This window comes from Novipirellula caenicola (assembly GCF_039545035.1).
In the GTDB taxonomy this organism is placed as follows: Bacteria; Planctomycetota; Planctomycetia; order Pirellulales; family Pirellulaceae; genus Novipirellula; species Novipirellula caenicola.
The window spans coordinates 1,063,859-1,088,232 of sequence record NZ_BAABRO010000001.1 but is presented as its reverse complement, the minus strand read 5'-3'; the positions used below and the strand labels follow the sequence as shown (position 1 = coordinate 1,088,232).

At 55.0% G+C, this 24,374-nt stretch carries 18 protein-coding genes and 1 tRNA gene; 13 read left to right on the top strand and 6 right to left on the bottom strand.

Annotation, left to right across the window (positions count from 1 at the left end; genetic code table 11):
• Positions 1–10 precede the first annotated feature (10 nt).
• The 9 genes from ABEA92_RS03640 (at position 11) to ABEA92_RS03600 (ending at position 8,686) form a co-directional block, all read left to right on the top strand.
• Positions 11–439 (top strand): hypothetical protein, encoded by a 429-nt coding sequence (locus ABEA92_RS03640; RefSeq protein ID WP_345682425.1) that lies wholly within the window; start codon positions 11–13, stop codon positions 437–439.
• 996 nt (positions 440–1,435) lie between these two features.
• Positions 1,436–1,999 (top strand): hypothetical protein, encoded by a 564-nt coding sequence (locus ABEA92_RS03635; RefSeq protein ID WP_345682424.1) that lies wholly within the window; start codon positions 1,436–1,438, stop codon positions 1,997–1,999.
• A gap of 100 nt (positions 2,000–2,099) precedes the next feature.
• On the top strand, positions 2,100–2,519 hold the full coding sequence (locus tag ABEA92_RS03630) for a hypothetical protein (protein WP_345682423.1): 420 nt from the start codon (positions 2,100–2,102) through the stop codon (positions 2,517–2,519).
• A 135-nt stretch (positions 2,520–2,654) separates the two neighbouring features.
• Complete coding sequence (locus ABEA92_RS03625) at positions 2,655–2,960, top strand: hypothetical protein (RefSeq protein WP_345682422.1); 306 nt, start codon at positions 2,655–2,657, stop codon at positions 2,958–2,960.
• 1,444 nt (positions 2,961–4,404) lie between these two features.
• Positions 4,405–5,007: a hypothetical protein gene (locus ABEA92_RS03620; RefSeq protein WP_345682421.1), complete on the top strand. Its 603-nt coding sequence runs from the start codon at positions 4,405–4,407 to the stop codon at positions 5,005–5,007.
• 1,336 nt (positions 5,008–6,343) lie between these two features.
• Positions 6,344–6,640 (top strand): hypothetical protein, encoded by a 297-nt coding sequence (locus ABEA92_RS03615; RefSeq protein WP_345682420.1) that lies wholly within the window; start codon positions 6,344–6,346, stop codon positions 6,638–6,640.
• 138 nt (positions 6,641–6,778) lie between these two features.
• Positions 6,779–7,576 (top strand): hypothetical protein, encoded by a 798-nt coding sequence (locus tag ABEA92_RS03610; protein WP_345682419.1) that lies wholly within the window; start codon positions 6,779–6,781, stop codon positions 7,574–7,576.
• A 185-nt stretch (positions 7,577–7,761) separates the two neighbouring features.
• Positions 7,762–8,139, top strand: a complete 378-nt coding sequence (locus ABEA92_RS03605; protein ID WP_345682418.1) for a hypothetical protein — start codon at positions 7,762–7,764, stop codon at positions 8,137–8,139.
• Positions 8,140–8,371: 232 nt separating this feature from the next.
• Entirely contained in the window at positions 8,372–8,686 is a 315-nt protein-coding gene (locus ABEA92_RS03600) for a TolB family protein (RefSeq protein ID WP_345682417.1), read from the top strand.
• Between the two features lie 417 nt (positions 8,687–9,103).
• Here ABEA92_RS03600 and ABEA92_RS03595 read toward each other — a convergent pair.
• A tRNA-Met gene (locus tag ABEA92_RS03595) sits at positions 9,104–9,177 on the bottom strand.
• 310 nt (positions 9,178–9,487) lie between these two features.
• On the opposite strand from ABEA92_RS03595, the gene ABEA92_RS03590 reads away from it, so the two are divergent.
• Positions 9,488–11,230 (top strand): prenyltransferase/squalene oxidase repeat-containing protein, encoded by a 1,743-nt coding sequence (locus ABEA92_RS03590; RefSeq protein ID WP_345682416.1) that lies wholly within the window; start codon positions 9,488–9,490, stop codon positions 11,228–11,230.
• Positions 11,231–11,304: 74 nt separating this feature from the next.
• On the opposite strand, the gene ABEA92_RS03585 is transcribed toward ABEA92_RS03590, so the two are convergent.
• Together ABEA92_RS03585 and ABEA92_RS03580 are read right to left on the bottom strand one after the other, a co-directional pair.
• Positions 11,305–12,543 (bottom strand): DUF58 domain-containing protein, encoded by a 1,239-nt coding sequence (locus ABEA92_RS03585; RefSeq protein ID WP_345682415.1) that lies wholly within the window; start codon positions 12,541–12,543, stop codon positions 11,305–11,307.
• Between the two features lie 115 nt (positions 12,544–12,658).
• Positions 12,659–13,627, bottom strand: a complete 969-nt coding sequence (locus ABEA92_RS03580) for an AAA family ATPase (RefSeq protein ID WP_345682414.1) — start codon at positions 13,625–13,627, stop codon at positions 12,659–12,661.
• Positions 13,628–14,100: 473 nt separating this feature from the next.
• Here ABEA92_RS03580 and ABEA92_RS03575 point away from each other — a divergent pair, with 473 nt between their 5' ends.
• Both ABEA92_RS03575 and ABEA92_RS03570 read left to right on the top strand, forming a co-directional pair.
• On the top strand, positions 14,101–15,306 hold the full coding sequence (locus ABEA92_RS03575; protein WP_345682541.1) for a cytochrome-c peroxidase: 1,206 nt from the start codon (positions 14,101–14,103) through the stop codon (positions 15,304–15,306).
• 410 nt (positions 15,307–15,716) lie between these two features.
• On the top strand, positions 15,717–17,300 hold the full coding sequence (locus ABEA92_RS03570; RefSeq protein WP_345682413.1) for a BBP7 family outer membrane beta-barrel protein: 1,584 nt from the start codon (positions 15,717–15,719) through the stop codon (positions 17,298–17,300).
• On the opposite strand, the gene ABEA92_RS03565 is transcribed toward ABEA92_RS03570, so the two are convergent.
• The 3 genes from ABEA92_RS03565 to ABEA92_RS03555 all read right to left on the bottom strand — a co-directional run bounded on the left by ABEA92_RS03565 (position 17,297) and on the right by ABEA92_RS03555 (position 21,569).
• The gene (locus ABEA92_RS03565) at positions 17,297–18,031 is read right to left on the bottom strand and encodes an SDR family oxidoreductase (protein WP_345682412.1); all 735 of its coding nucleotides are present in this window, start codon (positions 18,029–18,031) and stop codon (positions 17,297–17,299) included. The two genes, ABEA92_RS03570 and ABEA92_RS03565, sit on opposite strands and share 4 nt — an antisense overlap.
• 166 nt (positions 18,032–18,197) lie before the next feature.
• Positions 18,198–18,974: a DUF6655 family protein gene (locus tag ABEA92_RS03560; RefSeq protein ID WP_345682411.1), complete on the bottom strand. Its 777-nt coding sequence runs from the start codon at positions 18,972–18,974 to the stop codon at positions 18,198–18,200.
• Positions 18,975–20,120: 1,146 nt separating this feature from the next.
• Positions 20,121–21,569, bottom strand: a complete 1,449-nt coding sequence (locus tag ABEA92_RS03555) for a DUF4332 domain-containing protein (RefSeq protein WP_345682410.1) — start codon at positions 21,567–21,569, stop codon at positions 20,121–20,123.
• Positions 21,570–22,147: 578 nt separating this feature from the next.
• Between ABEA92_RS03555 and ABEA92_RS03550 the strand changes: the two genes are divergently transcribed.
• Positions 22,148–23,947, top strand: coding sequence for an ATP-binding protein (locus tag ABEA92_RS03550; protein WP_345682409.1), 1,800 nt, complete (start codon positions 22,148–22,150; stop codon positions 23,945–23,947).
• Positions 23,948–24,374 lie beyond the last annotated feature (427 nt).

Here is a 24,374-nt window from a genome sequence, read left to right as displayed (position 1 = left end):
CGCGCTCGACATGAAACCACTCGGCATCCGCGACCTGATGCTGCTGACGGCGATTACGGCAGCGCACCTCGCCATTACGAAGCTAGCGGTCGACTTCCGCGACAATCGCCTTTCGCTTTTCGTATTGCTGGTTCCGACATCGCTCACAATCCTGATACATCGTCGACTGCGACTGCCCTTGCACATCGCAGCATTCATTCACTATCCCGTTACGCTTGTTTGGGCGTTCGCGTACGGCGTCACTTATTCGTTCTTCTGGAATCGAATCTCGCATACGTTCTTCGAGAAAAGTAGCGTCGGACTTGAAACGCCGATTCACTACGGTACGTTTTGTGTTGAAGTGATGGCGATACTAGGTATTGTTACGTCGTCCATTTACGCGTTTGCAGCATCCAAGCTCTCGTTCGATGCGACGACAACGGATCGACGAACCATGTGATGCAACGGAGTGGCGGTGGTGCGTTTTTTCCTGAGAACAACGTCAATTCCCGCCACCCGCTGATCACCACCGTTCCCCGATGAATTTAAGTTTGCGTCTCACAAATAGCGCCTACTTTCCGCCGATCGATCTCATGGCTACCAATCCATATCAACCCGCGTCGGTATCCGACTCGTCGAATGGTGATGAGGCTGTTCAGGCTTCGATTTCTCGCCGGCGTGATCGACGCAAGCGATGGAACCTGAGGTGCAATACGATCTCAGGATTGTTGATTCTTCTCGCCTTGGGAACTGCGTATCTGGCTTCCAGGCTACAGTCGACGAAGAGTGAAAATGATTTTCTGATTGATCTGAATTGGGCGGCGCTTTTCATGTTAGGCTGTGGGATTCTGGCATTCGTGTTCGGCCCGATTTCTTGGTTTTGGTTTGGGCAGCATCAACGCTAGAATTACGAGGGTTTGATGCACGGAGAACAAAGTGGTGCACCGGCGCGACCGCACCGTCTTTAATGAGTTCACATTTTCTGGTGGTCGCCCAGTGACCACTGCCGTTCTGGCAATGAAGAAATCGTACTCGTGCTCGTACTCAGGCGCAGCCGGTGCTCGTACTCGTACTCGAAATGGGGTACCGATGACCGAACCAATCTTCGACCACGATCGACTTGATGTTTACAGACTGTCGATTGACTACGTCGCTTCATCGTTCGCCGTCGCGAGGGATCTTGTCGGCCTTCATCGTCGTGCGCGCGACCAATGGCTTCGCGCCGCCCAATCGATTCCGCTGAACATTGCCGATCGCCCGCACCGACGCTGTCTCCGAATCCAACGCGGAGTACAATGCTGCTGACGAGTACGAGTACCGCGATGCTAGGTACGAGCACGAGCACGACGCACAGTCAGAACCAAGAATTGCACCGAAGGACGCGGCGCAGTTGTTCTCCAAATCAATGTCCACCGCGCGTCCTCGGTGAATTCAAACGTTCGGCTACAAAGTTGATATGAATCGAAATGTGACTGCCGGCTTGCTTTTCTACGTCGCGTCATTACCCGCGTTGCTAATCGCGGACGAACCGCGAAAAGGCGTCGACGGCCTTTGGGAAAGTGGGCGTGATACGGTTTGGATCGAGTGGGAACCTGATCTCTCTGCGCTCCAACTGGAGATACAATCGCTTGTCGATCGCTACTACAAAGGTTGCGTGGTCAAGAATGAGGACGGCAGGTTGACGTTCAGCCACCGAACTAGGCATTTCTGGATTCATCACCTTTATCGAGACGGTGGATGGCAAGACCCGAGAGAAGAAATCGGCCCGAACTTGAATGGCGTATACTGCACGATAACGCCAAGAAGTGGCAACACACGTACGGGGACGGTTGTGCCACAAAAAGTTGACCGCCACTACTTTGTGGAGTATTGGATGGCGCCCTACTCTCGAGAATTGCACGGCGCGCTCTTTATTTCGTTACGATATCCGAGCGACGTCGACGCAATGTTTATTGCGGAATTTGAAACTCTAGTCCATCAATTTGACAAGTTCGTCCGCGACCCAAGCAAACGCGACTGAGCCGAGCCATGTACTGCAACGGAGGACGGGTGGCCCGTTCTCTCGTCTGCTTGCAAGTCGTTTGCCCGTCCCCGCTGATCACTACCGTAATCCAAATCAGATGTTCAGTATTGCACTCTTAGCGTTCGCACCACTGCTTGCTGGGTGCTTTAATGCCTCGCCGCGTCCACTGACGACGGAGACCATTCGTATCGTTTCAAACACGCGTATTCAATCCGCGTCGGTCACATTCCCAGATGGCACAAAAACTAGCGTGCCGCCGGACGATTACGAACTGTTTCGGCAGCTATTCCGTAGATTGGCACCGGTCAAAACGACATATGATGGCCCCGGCCTGCCTGGGCTTCCCGATTATCAACTGATGCTTTTTGCAGCGGGGAACGTCGCGAACGTCGGGGTGATGGTTCGTGAAGACGGTGCACTTACGTATTCGCTTGACGAGTTCCACTACGATGGTGGGGATGCGGACGGTTTCGTTTCGGCCGCCGACGCGATTCGGTCGCGATTAACGCCGCAGTGAATTTTGGATAACCATGGCATTCACACGGAGCGGGGCTTGCGGCCGAATTTGAAATGGACAACCTTACTCTCCCCGCCCAGTAATGCCAAACGTTCTGGCAATTGAACTTCGGCCACTTTCGTCAACGCGTGTGCGATGCGATTAATTGACCTCACATTCCTGTCGAAAACGCTTTCAATGGTGGTCGCCACTGGTTTTGTGTTGCTCGTGTTCACGATGACTGGATCCGGCGAATCCGCGTTTCGCGCTTTGCTAGTCGTTCTATTGCCGCTAATGTGTATCTGGTTCTCGGACGCAATGGGGAGGCTGACGGGACTATCGATGGGACTGGGGCGACCCGTTATCACCGAAAGTACGCCTGGAGTCTTCGTCGCGATCGGGGGCTGGATTCTGCTGGTCGCAGGACTCGGCGTCTGGTTAATGGGACGGGTTCAATCATAGTGAGCCGAAGCCAGAACCATGTCGTCGCTTTACGCTTGCTTGTCAAGCGGAATTTTCTAGCTGGCGGCAAGCGAGCCGATTCTTCGAGCTCGCGTTAAGCCGCGATGCTCGTTTGAACTTGGCTTCGCAGAGTGATTTTCCCACTTCCGCCTCGTAATTTGCTGTCACTTATTTTGACTTCGCTGGTGTGTCCTTTCGATCAGACGTCTCGAACCGAATCCTACACTGGCGAAGTTCGCATTTGGGCTCTCTCTAAGGGAGCGGCATTGAGCTTACTCGTTGGCCATGTCGTAAGATAGAAAGGCAATTGGTGCGACAGGACTCAGGCACGGAGACAAGGAGACAAGGAGACAAGGAGACAAGGAGACAAGGAGTGAGGAGTGAGGAGTGAGGAGTGAGGAGTGAGGAGTGAGGAGTGAGCGGCAGGTGATGGCGGATGTAAGACAGAAAGATTGTTGCGACAGAAAGATTTTTAAGACGAAGTAACGCGTCCCTCATCGTTCTGCCTTCATCTTTTTGTCAACCATGTTTTTGCCTGGGGTTTGATCATTTGCGAGGCTAGCGTCTAACTCATTCTTGGTGGCTAAGTCGCGTCGATCATTGGACAGTGAGATGTTCATTCGCGGTGATTCACATGATTCGCGGGCAAGCGTTTGGGAGCGGTATGCGCTGCGAATCAGATGAATTTCTACGGGGCAGGTGCTGGTGACGTGGACTTGATCGCGATTGGGGAGTGCAAAGTGATGCCAGGTGAGAGGTGTCGGCTGGGAGCCGGATGCGCCGGCGGCGCAAGTCCGGTTCTGAGAGGGTTCGGTGATCAATTGGACAAGGATCAAATATTGTGACACCACAAGGAGAAATCTGTGGCAAACCGTGAACACAAAGCGTATCCTAACATCCGAGAGACTCCGTTCTACTCGCCCGGAGCCGGGCTTGCACGGTTTCACGGATGGAAAGTCAACTGTTCCGGCCCGCTGATCGCCGCCGTTCTGGCAATGAAGAAATCGTACTCGTGCTCGTACTCAGACGCAGCCGGTACTCGTACTCGAAATGGGGTACCGATGACCGAACCAATCTTCGACCACGATCGACTTGATGTTTACAGACTGTCGATTGACTACGTCGCTTCATCGTTCGCCGTCGCGAGGGATCTTGTCGGCCTTCATCGTCGTGCGCGCGACCAATGGCTTCGCGCCGCCCAATCGATTCCGCTGAACATTGCCGATCGCCCGCACCGACGCCGTCTCCGAATCCGACGCGGAGTACAATGCTGCTGACGAGTACGAGTACCGCGATGCTGAGTACGAGCACGAGCACGACGCACAGTCAGAACCAAGAATTGCACCGAAGGACGCGGCCCAGTTGTTCTCCAAATCAATGTCCACCGCGCGTCCTCGGTGAATTCAAACGTTCTGTGAATTAATACTCCTTTCTGAGACAACTGATGCTTAGATTTGCCATTCCATTTTTTCTCATTGCCGTGAATCAATGGGCTGCGGCGGATGATGCTAACACGCAGCGTCGTTTCGCAATTGTGCAAGCCGCATCCCGAACGCTACTTCTGGATGAATATACGGGCACAACCTGGGTCCTCATTGATTCACCCAATCTTCGATGGCATAAGATCGCTTTCACTGAATCGGTCGAATCCGAACGTAAACAACCAAATGACGAGCCAATTGTATCATCACCGTTAAAACTTATTTCCGAAGCGGTGGACACAGTCAACGCTGGACAGAAAACTCTAGTTCGCGTGAGAGTAGATAATCCAACTTCGAATACATACGACCATGTATTGCTTACGCTGTCGATTACCGGTGGCCAATTGATTTCTGTCACCGGCGATAATACAGTCGAATCAAATGTTGACTCATGCACATGGCGGGTTGAACGAATTGCGCCCGGTGATACTCGTGTTCTTGAAGCGCAGGTCATGTTTGGGAAAGATGCGGTCGGACAAACCTCTAAGTTTTCGTGGCGGCTACGCGAACCGTCGGGCGCAATGACATGGAAAGCCCACCGGATCGTCGTCACCGAGTCGCCGTAACTGACGCTCCGCCTCCGTAATTTCCCGACAAGCAAATACCACAGAACCATGGATGGAACCGGATGTTGTCATGGCACGTTTACCAATGGTGACCACATTGGGCGACCCCGGTTAATCCTACTGTTACCCCAACTGAATAGCGCCGCTACGTCAACAAAAGACGCTACTTAGCGATTTTTCATGGGTTTCATTCGACGTCTTCACGACTCAGTCATCTCGTTTATCGGACTGCGGCTCCCTTGGAGGCATTCAGAGGAGATCGTTGTATCGTTCGAGGGCACGTATGTATTTGAGCTGACCCGTGGAACGGTCGACCAAATATTCACTGATCGATACAAGTCGAGAAACATCGGAGCATTTGACCGGTTTTACTACACTTATGACGAGGATGTTTTCGCGTTTAACTCGCCACGCTCACCTTGGGGCGACTGCAAATACGTCGAGGGCGCGACGCTCCCTGCATTCTTGAATCCACTGCAACCAGAGGACATTTGGTTTGACAGCCGATGCCAAGTTGGAGAATTGATGCAGGCTACGACGGACCGTGTTGGTAGATGGGCCAGAAAACAAGCTGAACACGAACATTCGTAACATGTAGAATCGGGGTAACAATCGGATGCACGACGAGTCGCCGAGTCGTGTTTGTTGAAGTGGAGGATCGCTCGCGGCGACCGCGTGATCCGTATCGTTCTGGCATTGAAGAAATCGTACTCCTACTCAGCCGGTACGGGTACTCCTACTCGAAATGAAGCTGAACATCGCGTTGCCATTGGATCCCGGGAATCACCGCTGGCGACTCCCGTGGTCGTGATCGCGCGGTCGATCGAGTACGAGTACCGTTGCACTGAGTACCGTTGCACTGAGTACCGTTGCACTGAGTACCGCTGCGCTGAGTACGAGTACGAGATTGGCGATCAACGAAGAATACGCCGTCGATGGAAGGTGCTCGAAGTTGCGCGGGCGAACGTTCGATGTTAAGATGGACCTTGGCGGCAACGATCGCGGCTGGCGGGATCGGTACCCGCCGCAAGAAAGCCAGAACCGCGAAATGCACGGGAGCAACGGGTCGCGTGTTTCGGTGGTTAGAGACCCAAACTCCGTTGCCCCGTGATTTCACCCGTTCGCCCACTCAATCATGAAAATCCAATACACAGTTCGTTCGACGCTTCTCGCAACGGCCCTAGTTGCCGGTGCGTGCGGATGGTATTCGTGGAATGTCGCGGAACGCCGAAACGAGTTCGCAGCTCTCGATGATCTCGAACGCTTGACCAAGAACGGAGTTGTCATCGCTGACGGTGGACATCCTTACGATGGGTGCGGGACGTGGAGCGGTGCAATGGCCCACCTCGATTTCCGCGGTCCGTCATTCTTTCGCAATTTGAATCTCGACGCATTCAAACGTGTTGTTCGAATTGAAGTCCAATATGAACAAAATCCGGAAATCATCGCGATGCTCAGACGATTTGAGCACTTAGACGAGGTTTTCTTCAACAACGGTTCGATCGATCCCAACAACGTAGTGCCGCCGGAGGAACTGGGGTATGTGAGCGCGGTTAGACAATTCCGCTCCTCGCATCCCAAGATAGATGTGCGATTCTGGGACTACGATGAACCGGAAAATATCTTAGATTGATCGCATATTGTCCGCGCCACAAAAAACGGGCCGAACCATGTGATGCAACGGAGGACGGGTGGTCCGTTTTCTGGTCTGCTTGCAAGTCGTTCGCCCGTCCCCGCTGATCACTAACGTTCTCCCACTGAAATGCTCGACATGATACCATCGCTTCCGAGTTGGTGGGAAGCTCTCCGCAGAGAGGACCCCGACGTCAAGCCGCCCGCTTGTCCTGCAGTTGACCGTATTCGTGATCCACTGAAGACTCTTCCGCGATCGTTTGACTGGACGAACGATCTGGAGACTTGGTCACGTATCGACTATGAAAAGCCAATGTCTGGCTTTGAGATGATGATGCTTCAACGGGCTTGCATAATTCGCGGGGCGAATTCTGAGAATCACTCAGAGCGTCAGAAACGATTTTCCAAGTTCAAGAATGAACTCGCTGCTCGCGGATTCACAATCCCTTCCTCACTGAATACTGTTTTTACCAACGACCGACTTTTCGACCTTTTTCGGTTTCCATGTCAGTCTTTCAGTTTGCCTGATGCACTTGCGTCGTTTCCCGGCGACGACCGATTGATTCTGTTTCTCTTTCTGTCCGATGCTCAGGGATGTAACTTTACGCACGTGCTGCTTGCACCCAACGGTCAGCATGTTGTCACACGTTCATGCCATCCGTACGGTCTTGACGACGCCGACGATTACACGCAGCAAGATTCAGACGAGCGCCAACTATTTTGCCTTGCCGATTCATTTGATGCATTTATCTGCAACGCGATAGATGAGATCATCAACTTTGAAACTGAAGCTGCGAGCGATTGGATTGCACGCGGCGACCAGTTGCGTGATGCCGACCGTATCGAAGACGCTAAACTCGCGTACCGCCTCGGCTTGGCATACAATCCGGACTGCCAGCCTCTGCATGAGCGTTTACGCGCGTCGGAAACGGGGTAAGAAAAAAATGCGCCCGAGTCGCGAAGTCGGGCGTTTCGACAATGTACAATCTCTCGTCGCGACCGGGTGATTGGTGACGTTATCCGACTGACTACCAACATGGTGAACGATTGACACCGAATCCCTACACCCCAGCTTCAAACGCCGACACGAAATCCGATCCGCTTCGGTTGCGCCGGGGGCGCATGCTATTGACTGCAATTGCGATTGCGATCACGACCGCTAGCTCGGTTGAAATTTACGGATTGATTACATCTAGCCAGTGGGACTACTTGGTGCTTGCGGCGATTCGATTGTTCGTCCCGCTTTTCTTGGTTCATCGCATTTGGCGTGGTCGTGCATGGGCGAGGTTCGTGTTGGCTGCATTCACTGCATGGACGATTTACATTAATTCGCATCTCATCCAATTGCTACCGAAAATGTATGACCGCAGTGATTCGCATTCCCTATTGCTTGTTGGTTCCATTCTGCTTGCGTATATTCCGACTGGAATTGCCGCGTTGTTCTCCTCCTGGATATCGGGGCTAATTGCGTTTCGGCAAGATGAAGTTGACCTTGCTTGAACTGACGCTCCAATACGCAAACACATTGCTGCGGATAACCAAGCCATTCACACGGAGCACGGCTTGCGAGTTTTCACAAATGGATGCATCACTCTCCGTGCCCGGTGATTTCACCCGTTCTGCTCAGCGAGCATCAAGCATGACACGAAGCCTCTATTTGCTTCTTACCGCTAGTCTTGCCTTGGCGCTTGGCTGTCCAAGCGTCGAGAACGCTGGCATTTAACACAACAACGTGTGCATTGACTTATCGCCTGACGGTGAGACTCTCGTCTTCTCATCTGCTGACGGCGTTCTCTACCTTTACGACATCGCGGAATCCACGGCAACGCGGCTTACTGATACCGATCGCATTGAGGGTTACCCATCGTTTTCGCCGGACGGAAAACGAATTGCGTTTGCCGCCGCAGAGAATGATTCGGCACCCTCTCGCATTTTCATGCTTGGCCTCGGCGATCTTTCGATCTGCGACTTGGCGGCGAGCAACGAACAATCCGATACTGGGGTCGATGCCCGCTTCAATCACTTCGTGTCGCCTGGGCGGCCGTGAAATCGCGATGAGGTTCGCTTCTCCCAGCGATTCTCGGTGTCTCCAAATCACATGACCCGTCTGAAGATGTTTGGGCTCCGTTTCGGTGGGTCGCTACGAACTTGGCGAGCGGAAACATCGCGATTTACAGAATCAAACGATGTTCTCAACTGGATCGAAAGGGAGGTGCCGACGGCTCCTAACCCAAACCGGCTAAGAAACGGAGAACGTAAGAATTCTGGACCAGAGACCCAAATCGGGCCGCGGTCGCCGGCCAGTGTGTTCTCAGGTGTCTGAGACGACAGAGAAACCGCCGCGGCGATCGTTGGCGTAAGTGGTTGCGAGATAACGGGATAAAACGAAAAAAGCCGACGTGGAGTACACGTCGGCTTTTCAAGTTGTTGGTGGATGACAGGCAAGATGCCTATCCCACTTAAGTTGCGGGAGCCGGATTCGAACCGACGACCTCGAGGTTATGAGCCTCGCGAGCTACCGGGCTGCTCCATCCCGCGGTGAAGTTTTCGAGTGAGTGACTTGCGTCTCCCATCGATGTGCAGACTATATGGGAATCCTCGGCAAAGTGTCAACAGGCTGCACATCCCATTTTTAACATTTCTTAACTTGCCCTCATTCGCGACCTCAAAAGATCCTTCCATTCGGAAAAATCGTTCGCAGTCACGTCACTTATAACGATGATTTCTGCGTCCCGAGGCATTTCGGCGCCGTTTCTCGGTTCCCTCGTTCGCATTTTTTTCACTCACACTCTATTCTATGTAGAAGCCTGTTCATCATGCAAATGTTTCTCTCGCTGCTCGGTTTTTGATGTCGCAAGCGGATTCCCAGTCCGATTTGATCCACCCTGATGTGGTTCCCGCACCTCTGGGGGGAAATCCTCATGATGCTGGGGCCGTTCCCCCGCCGCCGGCGAGTCCTCCTATCCCGCCGCCACCGCCTCCGCGTGCGACGTTGCCTCCGCTGCGATCCACACCCCTTCGCAGTGAAGACCCATTTCCTGCGGACGAGGTGGCTCAGCCAGCCCCGGTGGTCGCTAGCGGGATCGGGTCAGCCAAATCGCTTCGCTGGCGTGATGAGCTGCCCAATTTTATCCGCCGCAAAGGCAAGTCAGACGGGGCTGCTGAAAATAACACCGCCGCCGATAACGCACCGCCCGACGCTGAAACCAGCGAACCGTCCACCGAAGAAAAAATCGTCCGAGGTGCTCCGCCTTGGTTGATCAGTACCGTCATCCACTTGGTGTTGTTATTGGCGTTGGCGCTGATCACGACTCCGGCGGGCGATGCGATCAGTCGCGTGCTGCTGGAAATCGGTCAAAGCGAAACGAAAGAAGAAGTCAACTTTACCGAATTTGTTGTCGACCCCAGTGATTTGCTGGTCGATGCATCCGATATCGAGACCGATCAAGAGGTGATGGTCGATATCCCCTCGATCTTCGAAGACGCCTCGGACTCGGTCGATTCGGAAGTTGTGATGGCGGACATCGGGCTTGGCCCCGAGATTGAAATCACGCGTCCAATGTTCAACGGACGCTCTGGAGCGATGAAGTCGACGCTGTTAGCACTTTATGGCGGCACGAAAGAGACGCAGCAGGCCGTTGAAATGGGCTTGGAATGGCTCAGCCGCAATCAGAACAACGACGGCGGATGGAGTAAGCGAGGTCCATATTCCGATGGCGGCGTGGTCGAAAACCGAACGGCCGCGACGGCGATGGCGCTGTTGGCGTTCCTTGGCGATGGCAATACCCACACTAAGGGCAAGTACGCCGAGCAGGTGGACAAGGGGGTCAAGTATTTGGTCAAACAGCAGTCACGCAGCGGGTTTATGGCCAAAGACGCGCGTGGCCACGAACAGGCTTATGCTCAGGCGCAAGCGACGATCGTGCTGTGTGAACTCTATGGCATGACCAAGGATTCGTGGCTCCGTGACAAGGCTCAAATCGCCATCGAATACGCTCAGGACGCTCAAGGGGCCCAGGGAGGATGGCGATATTATCCCAAGTCAGATTCGGACACGTCGGTCACGGGATGGTTCGTGATGGCGCTCGAAAGTGGTTCATCGGCAGGGTTGGAAGTCAACCGCAGCGTGTTGTACAACGTCGAAGGCTACTTGGATCTAGCGCAAGCCAGTGGTGGCGCCCAGTACTGCTACCAACCCCGCAACCGCCCCAGCCCGCCGATGACCGCCGAAGGTTTGCTGTGCCGGCAATACCTCGGTTGGCCGCGAAATCATGCTCCGATGGTGCAAGGCATCGATGCGTTGTGGGAAGTTGCGCCGTTCGACTACAGCAATCGCGACTGTTATTACTGGTACTACGCGACTCAGATGTTGCACCACTTTGGCGGCGAGCCATGGCAGCGTTGGAATGAGAAAATGCGAGTGGAGTTGCCCGCGCACCAGACGACTCGCGGGCGCGAACGAGGCAGCTGGGATCCGCAAGGCGACCGCTGGGGCGATCATGGCCGCTTGTATTCGACCTGTTTGTCGCTGTTCTGTTTAGAAGTCTACTACCGACACATGCCGCTGTACGCAGGACATGCAGTCGAGTAACGATTGTCGCTGATCGCTCCGCGATCTTGGCGTGCCGCAAAGAAAAGTCCGCGTAAACAATAGCCCGCTGTCGACTATTGCACACGCATGAATTTGCAAGCGGCGTTGCGGATGCTTGCTGGGAATTCATCTCGCGATGTGATCAGCATCGACGGCGACTGGGGCATCGATTCGACAAAGGCCGCGAGATCCTCGTCGGCTTGTTGGGTGCTGGTACGATGCGCCATCGCCAATCGGATCAGCGTCGTTTCCAAATCGTTGGCGGATTTATCAACCGCAGGCGTCTCGTCCGCAGAATCTTGCGATTCGCCGGTGATCATCAACTGGACGCCGACGTTCCGTTGCCAAAGTTCGGTCAAACAGGTGGCGGCCATTGATAACACCTGCTCGATCGTTTCGTCTCGCTGCGCGGTGGCATCCGCGGATTCAGTATCTCGCTCGCCAGTCGCTTTGGCGGAAGCGGTTTGGCTTGAGGCGAGACGCGGTTCGACGGCGGTGTCGACCAGAATGAACGCCATCCGAACGCCGGGGGTTTGGAATTCTTGGACGATCGGCTTGCCAAGCCGTGCCCACGATGCAAAGTCCCAACGTCGTACCGACATGCCGGTTTCATATTCGCGGCTGCCGGAATAATCGTAAGCTTCCGTGGCCGCAATCTTGCGAATCCAACCCGACATGTCCGACAACTTGCCGCTGGAGCCCGCGTCGTCGGCTTGGCTCAGCAAACGAGGCGTGATCGGAAGTGTCGTGCGGCTGGGAATTCGTTTGGTGAATTCAAACAAGCAGAATGGAAACGACGATTTCACGCAAACGTCCGGCAACCGATGCACGCCTCGATGAGCAAAGCGAATCGTGACGTCGGACGATACGGTTTCACGCGGCGAGATCATGCCAATCGATTCGGCATCCGACAGCACTTGATACGCCTGCGATAAGTCGTTTCGTTGGTTTGATCGCCGCCGGCGAAAATGCCGGAACAAGTCTTTGCGACGCGAAGCGTCGACTCCCGCGGTCAACTGTAACGCCGGCACATGGCGTAGGTTCTTGAGATGGATTCGCAGGTTGAATGTCTGGCCCGCTTCGACACAACGCGGCAGCGAAAAATCGGCTTGCAAACGAGGCTGCATTAATTGGTTGACCAGCAGGCTGATTCCAAGCGTGGCGGCACACGCGGCAAACATGCCAACCCAGGGATAGCCCCACAGGATGTTCAGCGAGATGATGCCGACCAGCAACATCGAAATCGATGCGGGGGTCGCGGAGCGGCGTATCGCGATTGCCGTTCGTAGTGGAAACACCAACACGGTAGCCACGATGTGCAAGCTACGTTGCCACCACGGTCGTGAGTCCGCCCGATGGGATTGCATCGAGAGATCCGGCATCGCAGAAGTTTGATTGAAGGGAAGAGAACGGGGACGAACCGTGATATTACACAGGCACTTCGATGGACTTTAGCAGATCAACGATGATCAGCGTGGTTTCTTCGGAAGTGGCGATGGCGTTACGAGGTGACACGCGGTGCGAAAGGATGCTTGGTGCCAAGCTTTGGACATCGTCGGGTAACACGTAATCACGGCCCAGCAAAACGGCTTTCGCTTGAGCGGCCCGCATCAACATCTTTGATCCACGTGGGCTGACGCCGACTCGCAGCCGTGTGTCGGTTCGCGTCGCGGCGGCGATCTCGACGATATAGGCCACGGCTTTGCGATCGACTTTGACTTTGCGTACAAACGATTGTAGTGCAGTCAATTCGTCGCCAGTCATGACAGGCGTCAACGCGGCAGCGGGGTCCGATGATGCTTGATCGAGCAGCAAGTCAATCTCGCTGTCGGTGTCAGGATAATCCATCGACAATCGCATCAAGAACCGGTCCAGTTGCGATTCGGGCAGCGGGAACGTGCCTTCGAATCCGGACGGGTTTTGAGTTGCAATGACAATGAAGGGTCGCTTTAGCACGTAGCGTTTGCCATCGACCGTGACCTGGGACTCGGCCATCGCTTCCAGCAACGCGCTTTGCGTCCGCGGTGAGGCGCGGTTGATTTCATCCGCGATCAATAGGTTGCTAAACACCGGTCCGGCGCGAAATTCGAACGTTCCCGAAGAGGGGCGGAAAACACTGCTGCCGATGATGTCGGCGGGCAACAGGTCGGGGGTGCATTGGATGCGTTGAAACTCGAGGTCAATCAAACGCGCCATCGATTTAGCCAGCGTCGTCTTGCCGACGCCCGGGACGTCTTCGAGCAACACCGAGCCTTCGGCCAGCATTGCGATCAAAACCGAGTCGATGACATCCGCTTTTCCTAGAATCACCTCTTGCAGCGAAGTCCGCACGTGGTTGATTTTGGTAAGCAAATCCGCAGCATTGATGGTTGGGGGAGAGAGCGGTGGCGATGACATTTCAGACGCGGTTCGGTGCACGTGATTAGGGTCGGGGAGATGAGTCACAAGCGTTCAAGTTGGTTTCCGCGGACGAGTCTTGACGGAACAATTCATCCGGGCGGCGGCGTTGCGTTTTGCGTTCCGTCGCAATTGTACCCGACCCGCCACGTTTCGGGGGCGTCCAGGACAACAAAACGGGTCTGAGTTTCGCGGAAGCTTTGTTTTTTCTTGTTCGTTTTGTTCACCGCCCCCGCGATTGAATCAATCTTGGGGATTCCGAAAATGCACGGATGTATTGTCGTGATACACCATGGTGAAGTGCCGGGAAAAGGTAGTTATACTAAGACAACCTACCAATCTACCCCCCTGTGAATAGTCGAGAGATGCCGCTGATGCGACCTGCTATCTACCAACGAAAATTCCGTTCTGCGTTTGCCCGGGTGTCCCGGCTCTCCCTCGTGTCGTCTAGCCTTTGTGTGCTAAGTCTTGGTTTGCTGCATGTGAACGTCAAGGCCGAAGAAAGCACCTCGGCGGCACCTCCATCGAACGAGGTCACGTTGGGTGAGGGGAATCTGTTGACGGGGATTCCCGGTGAAGGCGATTTGACGGTGGCAGAGCTGAAACTTTGGCTCGCCAAGCCTGAGAATCATGAGGAGTTGAAAGTCAAACTGCCGCTGGGACTCGATGCCGCTAGTGCGAACGTGTTCATCCCCGAAGACAATCCGATGACGCGAGCTAAGATCGAGCTGGGGCGGCAATTGTATTTCGATCCTCGTCTGTCATCTGACAGCACCGTGTCGTGTGCGTCATGCCATGATCCCGACCAAGGTTATGCGGCAAACACACAATTTGGTGTTGGCGTTCGCCAACAAGAGGGGGGGCGTAACTCACCCGTCTCGTACAACCGAATTGTCAGCAAGGCCCAGTTCTGGGACGGACGCGCCGCGACGCTCGAAGAGCAAGCGGTCGGCCCCATCGCTAACCCGATCGAGATGGGCAATACCCACTCGGGCTGTATCGATTGCCTGTCCGGTATCCCGGGCTACAAGTTACAGTTCGATGCAATTTTCGAAGATGGATTGAACATCGACAACGTCGGCAAGGCGTTGGCAAGTTTCGAACGCGCTATCGTCACTGGTCCTGCCCCCTACGATTACTACGCTCCGTTGGTCCGATTCGAAGAGACGTTCGCGGATGATCTCGAGTATCTCGACGAAGAACCGGAGCTGAAGAAGCAGTATGACGCGCTGAAGAAGGCGGCGGCGGAGCACCCGATGAGCGAGTCGGCAAAACGTGGTATGAAGTTGACCTTTGGCAAAGCCAATTGCACGGCATGTCATGCCGGTGGCAACTTTACCGACGAACAGTACCACAATCTCGGGGTTGGAATGGCAGCCGAGAAGCCGGACCTTGGCCGATTTGAAGTCAGCAAGGACGAGAAGGACCGAGGTGCATTCAAGACACCGACGATGCGAAACGTCGCCGCGTCGCCTCCGTACATGCACGACGGCAGCCAGAAAACGCTTGAGGAAGTGGTCGAGTGGTACGACCGAGGCGGACATCCCAATCCATGGCTCAGCGACAAAGTGAAGCCGCTGAAGTTGACGGAACAGGAAAAGGCCGACTTGGTCGCATTCATGGTCGAAGGATTGACAGGCGATTTCCCGCCGATCCAGCAAGGCCGTTTCCCAGAATAAGTGTGCCCCACGCCCGCACCCGTAGCGAAAGTCGCCAAGACTTTCGGCCTCGGTGTGCAATCATGAGCCGTGACCGCGTAAGCGGCCGGGGCCCGGCGCGAGTATTCCCCAAGGCCTCCCGGCCCGCGGAATGGGATCGCCAGGGGGAGCGGGTGACCGATGACAGGCTGGAAGCCTATTCCACACGACAGGCTGGAAGCCTATCCCACATGGCAGGCTGGAAACTTGCGCTGCGGGGTACAACCGGAATAACCGTCAAAGCTTTCCAGAATTGCTCAACCGGCACGATCGGAATTGTCGAAACAGTCACTAGGGTCGCTGTGCACTCAGCGGACTGATGATGATTCGTTCAATGTGTCGGAAGATAAGCAATGAAATTGCCGCGTACGTTCCGCTGTTCCGCTCTCCGAATGACCTTCGGTGTAGCGTCGATTGCTAGCGTCTTGCTAGGAACGCCAGGGTTGCAGGCTCAAGTACGTACGAAAAAGCCGGATCGCGGCGTTTACGAACCGCCCACGGTGACCAAGTCCACGTCCCAGTCGAATTCGCGACTCATTCCCGTCCCGGTCGAAGACGTTCATGGCAACGTCGTGGACGCGGGTGACGATCAGTCGGTCGATGGATCGCCAGCGACCGCACCTCAATTGCTATCACGCCGCGCGAAACTGCAGCAGGTCAGCCACAGCGATGTCGTGTTGATGGACCCCACGCCCCATGACGGCGGCAATCAATCGATCATCGTTGAAAACGACGCTTGGCCGGCGCCGATCGAAACGTGGCCCTCCGAAGGCGGTGTCTATCACGAAGGGGGTTACGGGGACGTCGGTTGTGGAGTCGAGAGCTGTGATGCGTACGGCTGTGACGGCTATGGATGCGACTCGATCGGGTGCAACCACTGCGGCCCTGGAAGCTGGGCCAACGCCAATTTGGTGTTCCGCCGTGATCGTTGGTTTGCCAACTTTGAATTGCTGTTGATGTTCCGCAGTGGCGATTATCTGCCACCGCTGTTCACGACCGGTCCGGAAACCGCGACCAACCCCGGCCAGCTTGGTTTGGCATCGACGCGAATCTTGGCAGGAGGCGGCGAGTTTCACAACGAGCTGACCGCAGGCGGTCGATTGACCATCGGCACTTGGCTTGACGAATGTCGTTCGCGAAGCATGGTGTTTCGCGGCTGGGCAGCAGGCGACGAGACATACAACTTTAGTGCCGACCAGTCGACGACTCCGGTCATCACGCGTCCGTTCTTGAATGTCACCACGGGCCAAACGGCCAGCCAAGACACGCAAGTGGTTGCGACCCCAGGGTTCACCAATTCGGGATTTGCAAACGCACATGCCTCGAGCAGCGTGTACGGAGCCGACCTTTCGATTCGGCAACACGCCTATTCACGCTATGGTGGAACGGTCGATGTGCTGTATGGGTATCAATACATGCACATGAGCGAAGATCTGATCACCTCGAGCACGTCGACGGCCGGCGAAGATAACCCCGCACCCCTTGGTTCGGTGATTGCCATCCGTGATTCCTTTGACGCTCGAAACGACTTTCACGGCGGTCAAATCGGGATTGCCACTCGTTACCGCGAAGGTTGTTGGTCGTTCAACAGTTTGTTCAAAGTCGCAGCGGGTAATCTGCGACGCGAAGCCACGTTGGCAGGCCAAACCCAAACCAGCAACGGGCCCACGTTCACTGATCCCAACGGGCTGTTGGTTCGCAGCACCAACGCAGGCGAACGATCGGACGATACGTTCGCATGGGTGCCCGAAATCGACCTGTCGCTGGGATGGCGTTACTTTCCACGGTTCGACGTGACGGTGGGGTATCACATCATCGCGATGACCGACGCACTGCAAGTCTCAGGGTTGATCGATGACCAATTGGCATCGAACTTGGCCGATCCCGTTTCTGATCCACTGCGGCCGAGTTCCAAGATGGACTACAAGACGTTTTACGTGCACGGCATCCACTTTGGACTGCAATACGTTTACTAAACCCATTCTTGAATGGTGGGTTTGATCACGATCTCTGGAACATGAGCACGCGGTGGCAATTGACAAATGGTGCCAACCAATGCCGCGATGTCTTCGGGTTGCAAGATTGCGTCTTTGTGCTCTTGCGTGACTGCCACTGGTCGGTTGTCCAAAATCGGCGTGTTGACTTCGCCGGGATAGACGTTCGTGACTCGGACGCCTTCGTTCCGCACTTCATTGGAGATCGCAGTGCCAAGGGCGGTCATCGCAAACTTGCTGGCACAGTAAACGACGCCGCCGAGCGAGATCGCGCGTTTACCGGCGATCGACGAGATGTTGATGACAACGCCATCACGACGTTCACGCATCTTAGGCAATACTTCCAAGATGCATCGATACGCACCGGAGGCATTGATCTGCATCACGCGGTCCCAGTCTTCGGGAATCATCGCCGCCATGGTGCGATTTTGGATATTGATTCCGGCGCTGTTGACCAGGATGTCGACGTCGCCCACTTGGCTGCGGACAAACGCAAAGAACTCGCTGATGCTGTTGGGATCGGCGACGTCGATCGCGTGCGTGCGAACGGGATGTTCGCTGGCGATCGATTTGGCCAATGTTTCCAACGGCTCGGTACGCCGTCCGCCGACGACCACTTGGCAACCCGCGGCGGCCAATTCTCGGGCGATCCCCGCACCAATTCCCGTTCCGCCGCCTGTAATCGCAACGACTTTGCCTGCTAAATTTGACATGATGTTTATCCCAGTGATGTGCGTTGTTTGATGATGCAAGACGTCGAATGGACATCCAACCATGAAGCCCAAAAGGGTGCATGGTTTTAGAGACGCATCTTAGCAAACCACTTGGGATTTGACATGCCGCGTCGAGGGGACGGCGGCCGCGATCACGATTGCCAAACTAGCGATTGAAGTATTCGGGAGCGGTAGGCGTTTCGGCAATTTGTTCGACGGGAGTCGACGGAGAACCCATCACCGCGTCTTTGCGGTCCATGATTTGAATCGGCGTTGCCTTGGCGACTTTCTTGCCACCGATGATGCTGCCGCCGACGCCGTTGTAACCAATCGCCTTTTGGCGTTGGTCAATCACCGAACCGCTGCGGAACGGTCCGACGCCCAGCACGTAAGTGTCATTGTTGTGGGTCAGCGCCGTCGATTCACCGCCAGATCCCAATGCGATTCCCGTCTTCGCGTCATAGCAAACCAGCCCGATTTTGGCGGTACCCATTTGAGTATTCCGCGAGGCGATCTTGATTTCAGGAAGTTCGATCGGCAAACCAGGCATGCCAAGCGCGGGAATTCCGACGTAGCTTTCTTGCGTATCGGTTCCGACACCCCCGCTGCGTGGTTCGAGCACGACGTCCGCTTTGTCGATCGCTGTCACCAAATGACCGCCTGATTCAAAGACTTTGTGACGAAGCGTGGCCATCAGGTAGCTCTTGTCGACAGAATCGAGGTACTTGTCGTCGATGAAGACTTTGTAGCCCGCTAATTCGTTGAATTGCACGTTCGAGAAGGCACGATCAATCGCGGCGGAGATCAAGATCTGTTCCGTTCCCGTCCGCGCCGTATTGGAAGTCTTGGTCGAGGCACATCCGACTCCCATCACGCTAGTACAACAGGTCACGCCAGCGAGGGCGAGGTTTTTCCAGATCGATCGAGAGAGTTGGGTGTTCATGCGTCAAATCATCCGTGTGAATTTAATCGTGCTAGCAATTCATCCGACTTTGGCTAGCGTTCTATCCCGATAGGGCGGTTCGTTATGATTGTTCGGGTTTCATAGCGGATTGTCGTCACTGAACACTAGGCCATCATTGCACTTTGCCTTTGGCTCGCAGTTTGCCTATTTTGTGCAGTTGGGCTATGTCAAGAAAAAGAAGTCAATTCCATCGTTTTTCGGACTTTGTAAATCAGGTGATGGGTACTTCGAGAATGTCGCGACGTTAACTGCGGTGGGATAGGCGATTTAATAAGTTTGGTGGCCTGCGGTTTCCCGAATTTCCGATGTATGCTTCGGTCATAGGAAAAAAGACGCTGCGGTATAATGGCAGTCGCGGCAAATTTGATTTTTTGGCTCGCTGATTCTGAGCTCGCTGCACTTTTCAGCCATTGTGCGCATTGCCCCGTTCACAATGGTGTTTGGAGGGTGCAGCGAGTCCAGCATCACCGAGTCGAGCCGCCGTAGCGAAACTCGCCAAGAGTTTCGGGGAACGCTGACGCCATGGAACGAAAGTCTTGACGGGCTGTTGATTAGCGGTTTGTTGATTAGTCGTACGATGGACTTCCTAGTCCGTCGAGTACACCGTTGACGGACTAGGAAGTCCATCATACACCTCTTGCCGCTGGAAACTTCACTAAAAAGCAAGCCGTTGACGGGCTGTTGATTTAGTCCAGCTGCGAATCGCAACGGTGGAGCCGCGGGCTGTAAGGCAACGGGTATCGCGTGGGACCCGGCCGCTGACGCGTCACGGCTCATTAAAACAGCAAGCAGCTGACGAGCTGTTGATTAGTCGTACGACGGACTTCTTAGTCCGTCCAGTACACCATTGACGGACTAGGAAGTCCATCATACACCTCTTGCCGCTGGAAGCTTCAATAAATCAACAAGCCGCTGACGGGCTGTTGATTTAGTCCAGCTGCGAATCGCAACGGTGGAGCTGTGGGCTGTGAGCTGTGGGCTGTAAGGCAACGGGTATCGCGTGGGACCCGGCCGCTGACGCGTCACGGCTCATTAAATCAACAAGCCGTTGACGGCTTCGGCGGAGGGCTTATGCGCTCAGCAAACCATCGAGATGTTCGTCGCACGTCGAGCGCTGGTTATAACCTAGGCGGCTCGGCTTTCTCGGTACACGCCAGCGTCGTCGATCCAGCGGGAAACATCGGCTTGCTCCGGAGGCGTGCTGCTTCGCAAGATGCGTTGGCCAGCTTTGGTTTGACAATAATTGGTGATTTCATCACATAGCTCATCAGCGGCACGGTCGGCCAGTTGGGCGGGCGTTCGACAGCCCACCGCGACCAGCAGTTGTGACTTGTAACCACACAGCGATGGGATATGCGTCACCAGTGTGGCTTGTGCCTGCCAATCTTCGATCAGTTCTGCGGTGATCCATCGTGTGTCCAACTGGACCGCCATCTGCGCGGCATCGCTTGCTAAAAATTGCCCGATGGTCGTGATGCCGATGGCGGCGAAACGTTTGGCGGTTTTGGGACCGATCGACGGAGCATCGACCAAGTCTTGAGCGTACGAAGCGGGGGCGTCCACTGTGACGCTTACGGGTTCCGCCGCGGGAGGCGTTTCGCGGATCGGCGTGACCTCGCGTGCTGGGACAATCACATTGGCCGAGTCGATCGCGTTGGTCGAGCCGATCGTGTTGTTCACCATCGGGCGTTCGGCGCGGACGGAACGCACTTCTTCGGGCAAGTTGGCTTTGACCGTCCCGGTGCGTTCGAATTCAGCGAACACCGCTTGAACGGCTTGCTGCTCTTGCACCGAGGCTACCTTTCGTACGACCCATCGCGACGGGATTTGGATGGCCGAGATGACCGTCGCCAGATTCAAGGATGCTTTGGGTAGCGGAGTTTGACACGACTGGGCGACACGTTCGAGAATCCGAGCCCAACCGGTGATCGCAATGCCGAACATGGTGACCAAGATATCGCGAGACTCGGCGTTCAGCCCTTCGGGTGGCCGCTTCACGCCTCGCTCGAGATCATAGATTTCGATGATGCGGTGGTAATGATGGTGCGACTGGGTCGCTGCGGTGGTCACGGCCTCGGAGATCCAATCTTCATGCCGAGCGAGTTGGAAGTCGACGCGAACCTCACCATTGCGGATTTGGCTGTAGATTTCCTCGTATGCCTGACAAACGCTCCATTCCATCGGCCGATGGACGACACCCTCACGTTCGCTCGAACCGGTATGCAGCGGCATGATCGGGTCGGTGAAGTAGTGGCTGAGCACGCCCAAGCTGTAGGCGGCGTCTTTGTATTGTTGATTTTGCAGCTGCTCGATTGCGATGGCCAGCCATTTTTCACATGCCTTCGGGGCGCCGCCCCAATGGTTGTCGCCGACATGCAGCACGTGGTTTTTGAAGTCGCGAAACTTTGTGTCTGGATCCTTAGCACCAGTTAGGTAGGCGTTGTAGTGCTGCAGCAGAAGATTCCCCAGCAGCATCCCTGACGGGGTTTTCAGCATGGGGATCGCATCGAGAGCGAAATAGTGATGCGTGCTGCGACAATGTGCGGCGCGAAGGATGGTCAAAAGCAGCGACATTTTGTTCTCCAAGGACTTGAGGACGCTATCGAATCGGACACAGGCTGAATTCGATGGATGGCGAAACGCATCCCCGGGCAGCAGCAAAAACCGAGCAATCGGTATGGGAAGGCATCGCAAATTTACCCCGCTCGCGTCAAAGGGAATTTGCAGTTTCTCACTCCGGCAGAGGCATCACATCGTCGGTAGATCCGCATCGCCGCTCAGACGCGTGAATCGGACAAACGTGACGGTGGAGAACACGCTGGGCTACTGAGAACGCTGGGCCGCTGAGAACCATTGGCCCGCTGATAATCACTTGGAATATGAAGGAATGGTGTCCCGAGGTGTGGATTCGATGAAGAAACGGCAACCGCATCATCGGCACTCCCGCTCCCCCTTGCTATCTAAATTCCGTTATGGGAATGTGGGCCGCTTTGTTCTAGGACGGTGCGGTAGCCGCATTTCGCTCGGTGAATCTGCTCGATGATCGCTCAGCAATGAAACACTGAGAGATTAAACGCTGAGCGATCGAATCTCGTTGCGTATCGCCGTGGCGTCCTTTGTAAAGTATTGCGAAAACCTGTTCGGGGCCTGCTGTGCGGTCATCTCGTCTGTTTTGGAAACTGTTCCTGATTTCGGTTGGCTTGAACTTGATGCTGGCCGTGGGGTTCCTGTTCATCGTGACCTCGGCGCAGCGAGAAGAAATCAATCGGCAAGTGGAGCAGCGGTTGTTTGACACCGCCATCGTTTTGCGTAGCCACGTAACGGACTTGGTCGCTGACGTTCTTGACAAAGAGGGCGACGAAGAATCGGTGAGCCAGGCTAAAGCAGAATTGCAAGCATTGATTGTGCAATTAGCAACCGAGACTCAGATGCGTCTGACGATCACGGACGACGAAGGCGTTGTCTTGGCCGAATCCGAGCGAGATCCAAAGACGGTTCTGAATCATGCGAACCGTCCTGAGTTGCGGGAGGCCAGCAAAACCGGCAAAGGGGTGGCGACCCGCGAGAGTCCAACGGTTCATTTGGATATGTATTATCTCGCTCTGAAAATGAAATCGTCCAAGGGAAGATCGGCTTTTGTGCGAGTCGCGGTCGAGCTGGATACGATCAACGAGCGTGTGGATACCGTTCGGCGCTCGTTGTGGCTGCTAGCACTGTTGTTCGGTGCAATCGCAACGGCGCTGACCTACGCGCTCGTCGGCCGGATTATCAATCCACTTGCTCAACTTACCGACCGTGCCCAGGCGATTGCGAGTGGGATCGATCAAGCACCGGTGCAGGTTCGCAGCCACGACGAGGTTGGCTTGTTAGCCGAAGCATTCAACCAAATGCAGTCCGAACTGGGACGGCGATTTCGGCAATTGCGTGAGAAGAACGAGCAGATGTCGACGGTGCTCAGCAGCATGGACGAGGGCATCATCGCCATCGACATGGACGAGCGAATCGTGTTGGCCAATGACGCCAGCAAGACGCTGCTCAATTTTGCCACCGCCAACGAGGTCGGCCGACCTTTGCTCGAGGCCGTTCGCAGTCGTCCGCTGTACGAGTTGGTGCAAAAGTGCTTGGAAAGCGGCGGACCCGAGCAAACTGAATTCGAATCGATCTGTCAAGTTCGGCGAGATTTGGCAGTGCGGGCAACCTGTTTACCCGGCGATCCTGCCAACGGCGTCGTGATGGTGTTGCACAACATCACCGAGCTGAGACGGCTCGAGAATCTACGCCAAGAATTTGTCGCCAATGTCTCTCATGAATTGAAAACACCACTCGCGTCAATCAAGGCGTATGCGGAAACACTTCGTCTAGGTGCGATGAGCGATCCCGAGAACAATTTGAAATTCGTTGATCGGATCGAGGAACAGGCCGAGCGTTTGCATCAGCTGATTCTTGACATGCTGCAAATCGCACGTGTCGAATCGGGCGAAGAAGCGTTCGAGATCACCGATGTGTCGGTGAACAAAGTCGTCGACACCTGTTTTAATCACAACACCGATGCGGCGCAGCGAAAGGAGATTCAATTGGTGGTCGAGCCACCGCCATCTCCGATACTTGTGTACGCTGACGAAGATGGCTTGACGACGATCTTGGATAATTTGATCGGCAACGCAATCAAGTATACGCCCGAAAAGGGGCGTGTGACCGTGCGTTGGTGGCAAGAGCAAGATCAGATGTTGCTCGAAGTTCAAGATACTGGCATCGGGATTGCACCGGAGCATCACACACGTGTGTTCGAGCGGTTCTATCGAGCCGACAAAGCACGCTCACGCGAATTGGGTGGCACCGGGTTGGGGCTTTCAATCGTCAAGCATCTCTGCCAAGCGTTTGGCGGGTCAGTGAAGTTGTGCAGCAAGCCGGGCGAAGGCAGCACGTTCCAGGTCCGCTTGCCACTCAGCTAGGCGTGCCAAGCTCGCGTGATTACGCTTGATTGCCAACGCGTTACGGTTTAAGTTAATACCGGCCCCGGGCAATCTAACGCGGCAAGTTAACGCGGCAACTGTGGTCGAGCGAAATCGCTCGAATCGCGGCTGAACGCATTGCCGAAGCCGCATGGCTAAAGAGATGACTCCCGCGTCCCCCGTCGGGATCACGCTTTTCAGCTTGATTGCACCCAGCTTGATACCGCTGCTGGGAAGTTCACGCGGGGGAGAATCCGTTAAAAAACGACGTGTTTTGTGTTGTTTTTTACTGAGCCATCCCAGCGGACTCGGCGTGCATGTCGAGCCCGCAACAACGCCGCTTCGAAACTGTCTTCATAATCGCGCGGCCTTCAAACGATCTTAACGCAATCTTAACATTTAGTCCCTAGGATCTCGGCTGTTCGAG

Coding starts and splice junctions, on each gene's coding strand:
- ABEA92_RS03580 (WP_345682414.1), bottom strand. CDS start 13,627: ATGTCATCGCCACCGCTCTCTCCCCCAACCATCAATGCTGCGGATTTG.
- ABEA92_RS03640 (WP_345682425.1), top strand. CDS start 11: ATGAAACCACTCGGCATCCGCGACCTGATGCTGCTGACGGCGATTACG.
- ABEA92_RS03615 (WP_345682420.1), top strand. CDS start 6,344: ATGGCCCACCTCGATTTCCGCGGTCCGTCATTCTTTCGCAATTTGAAT.
- ABEA92_RS03620 (WP_345682421.1), top strand. CDS start 4,405: ATGCTTAGATTTGCCATTCCATTTTTTCTCATTGCCGTGAATCAATGG.
- ABEA92_RS03630 (WP_345682423.1), top strand. CDS start 2,100: ATGTTCAGTATTGCACTCTTAGCGTTCGCACCACTGCTTGCTGGGTGC.
- ABEA92_RS03635 (WP_345682424.1), top strand. CDS start 1,436: ATGAATCGAAATGTGACTGCCGGCTTGCTTTTCTACGTCGCGTCATTA.
- ABEA92_RS03565 (WP_345682412.1), bottom strand. CDS start 18,031: ATGTCAAATTTAGCAGGCAAAGTCGTTGCGATTACAGGCGGCGGAACG.
- ABEA92_RS03555 (WP_345682410.1), bottom strand. CDS start 21,569: ATGTCGCTGCTTTTGACCATCCTTCGCGCCGCACATTGTCGCAGCACG.
- ABEA92_RS03605 (WP_345682418.1), top strand. CDS start 7,762: ATGCTATTGACTGCAATTGCGATTGCGATCACGACCGCTAGCTCGGTT.
- ABEA92_RS03625 (WP_345682422.1), top strand. CDS start 2,655: ATGCGATTAATTGACCTCACATTCCTGTCGAAAACGCTTTCAATGGTG.
- ABEA92_RS03610 (WP_345682419.1), top strand. CDS start 6,779: ATGATACCATCGCTTCCGAGTTGGTGGGAAGCTCTCCGCAGAGAGGAC.
- ABEA92_RS03570 (WP_345682413.1), top strand. CDS start 15,717: ATGACCTTCGGTGTAGCGTCGATTGCTAGCGTCTTGCTAGGAACGCCA.
- ABEA92_RS03590 (WP_345682416.1), top strand. CDS start 9,488: ATGTCGCAAGCGGATTCCCAGTCCGATTTGATCCACCCTGATGTGGTT.
- ABEA92_RS03560 (WP_345682411.1), bottom strand. CDS start 18,974: ATGAACACCCAACTCTCTCGATCGATCTGGAAAAACCTCGCCCTCGCT.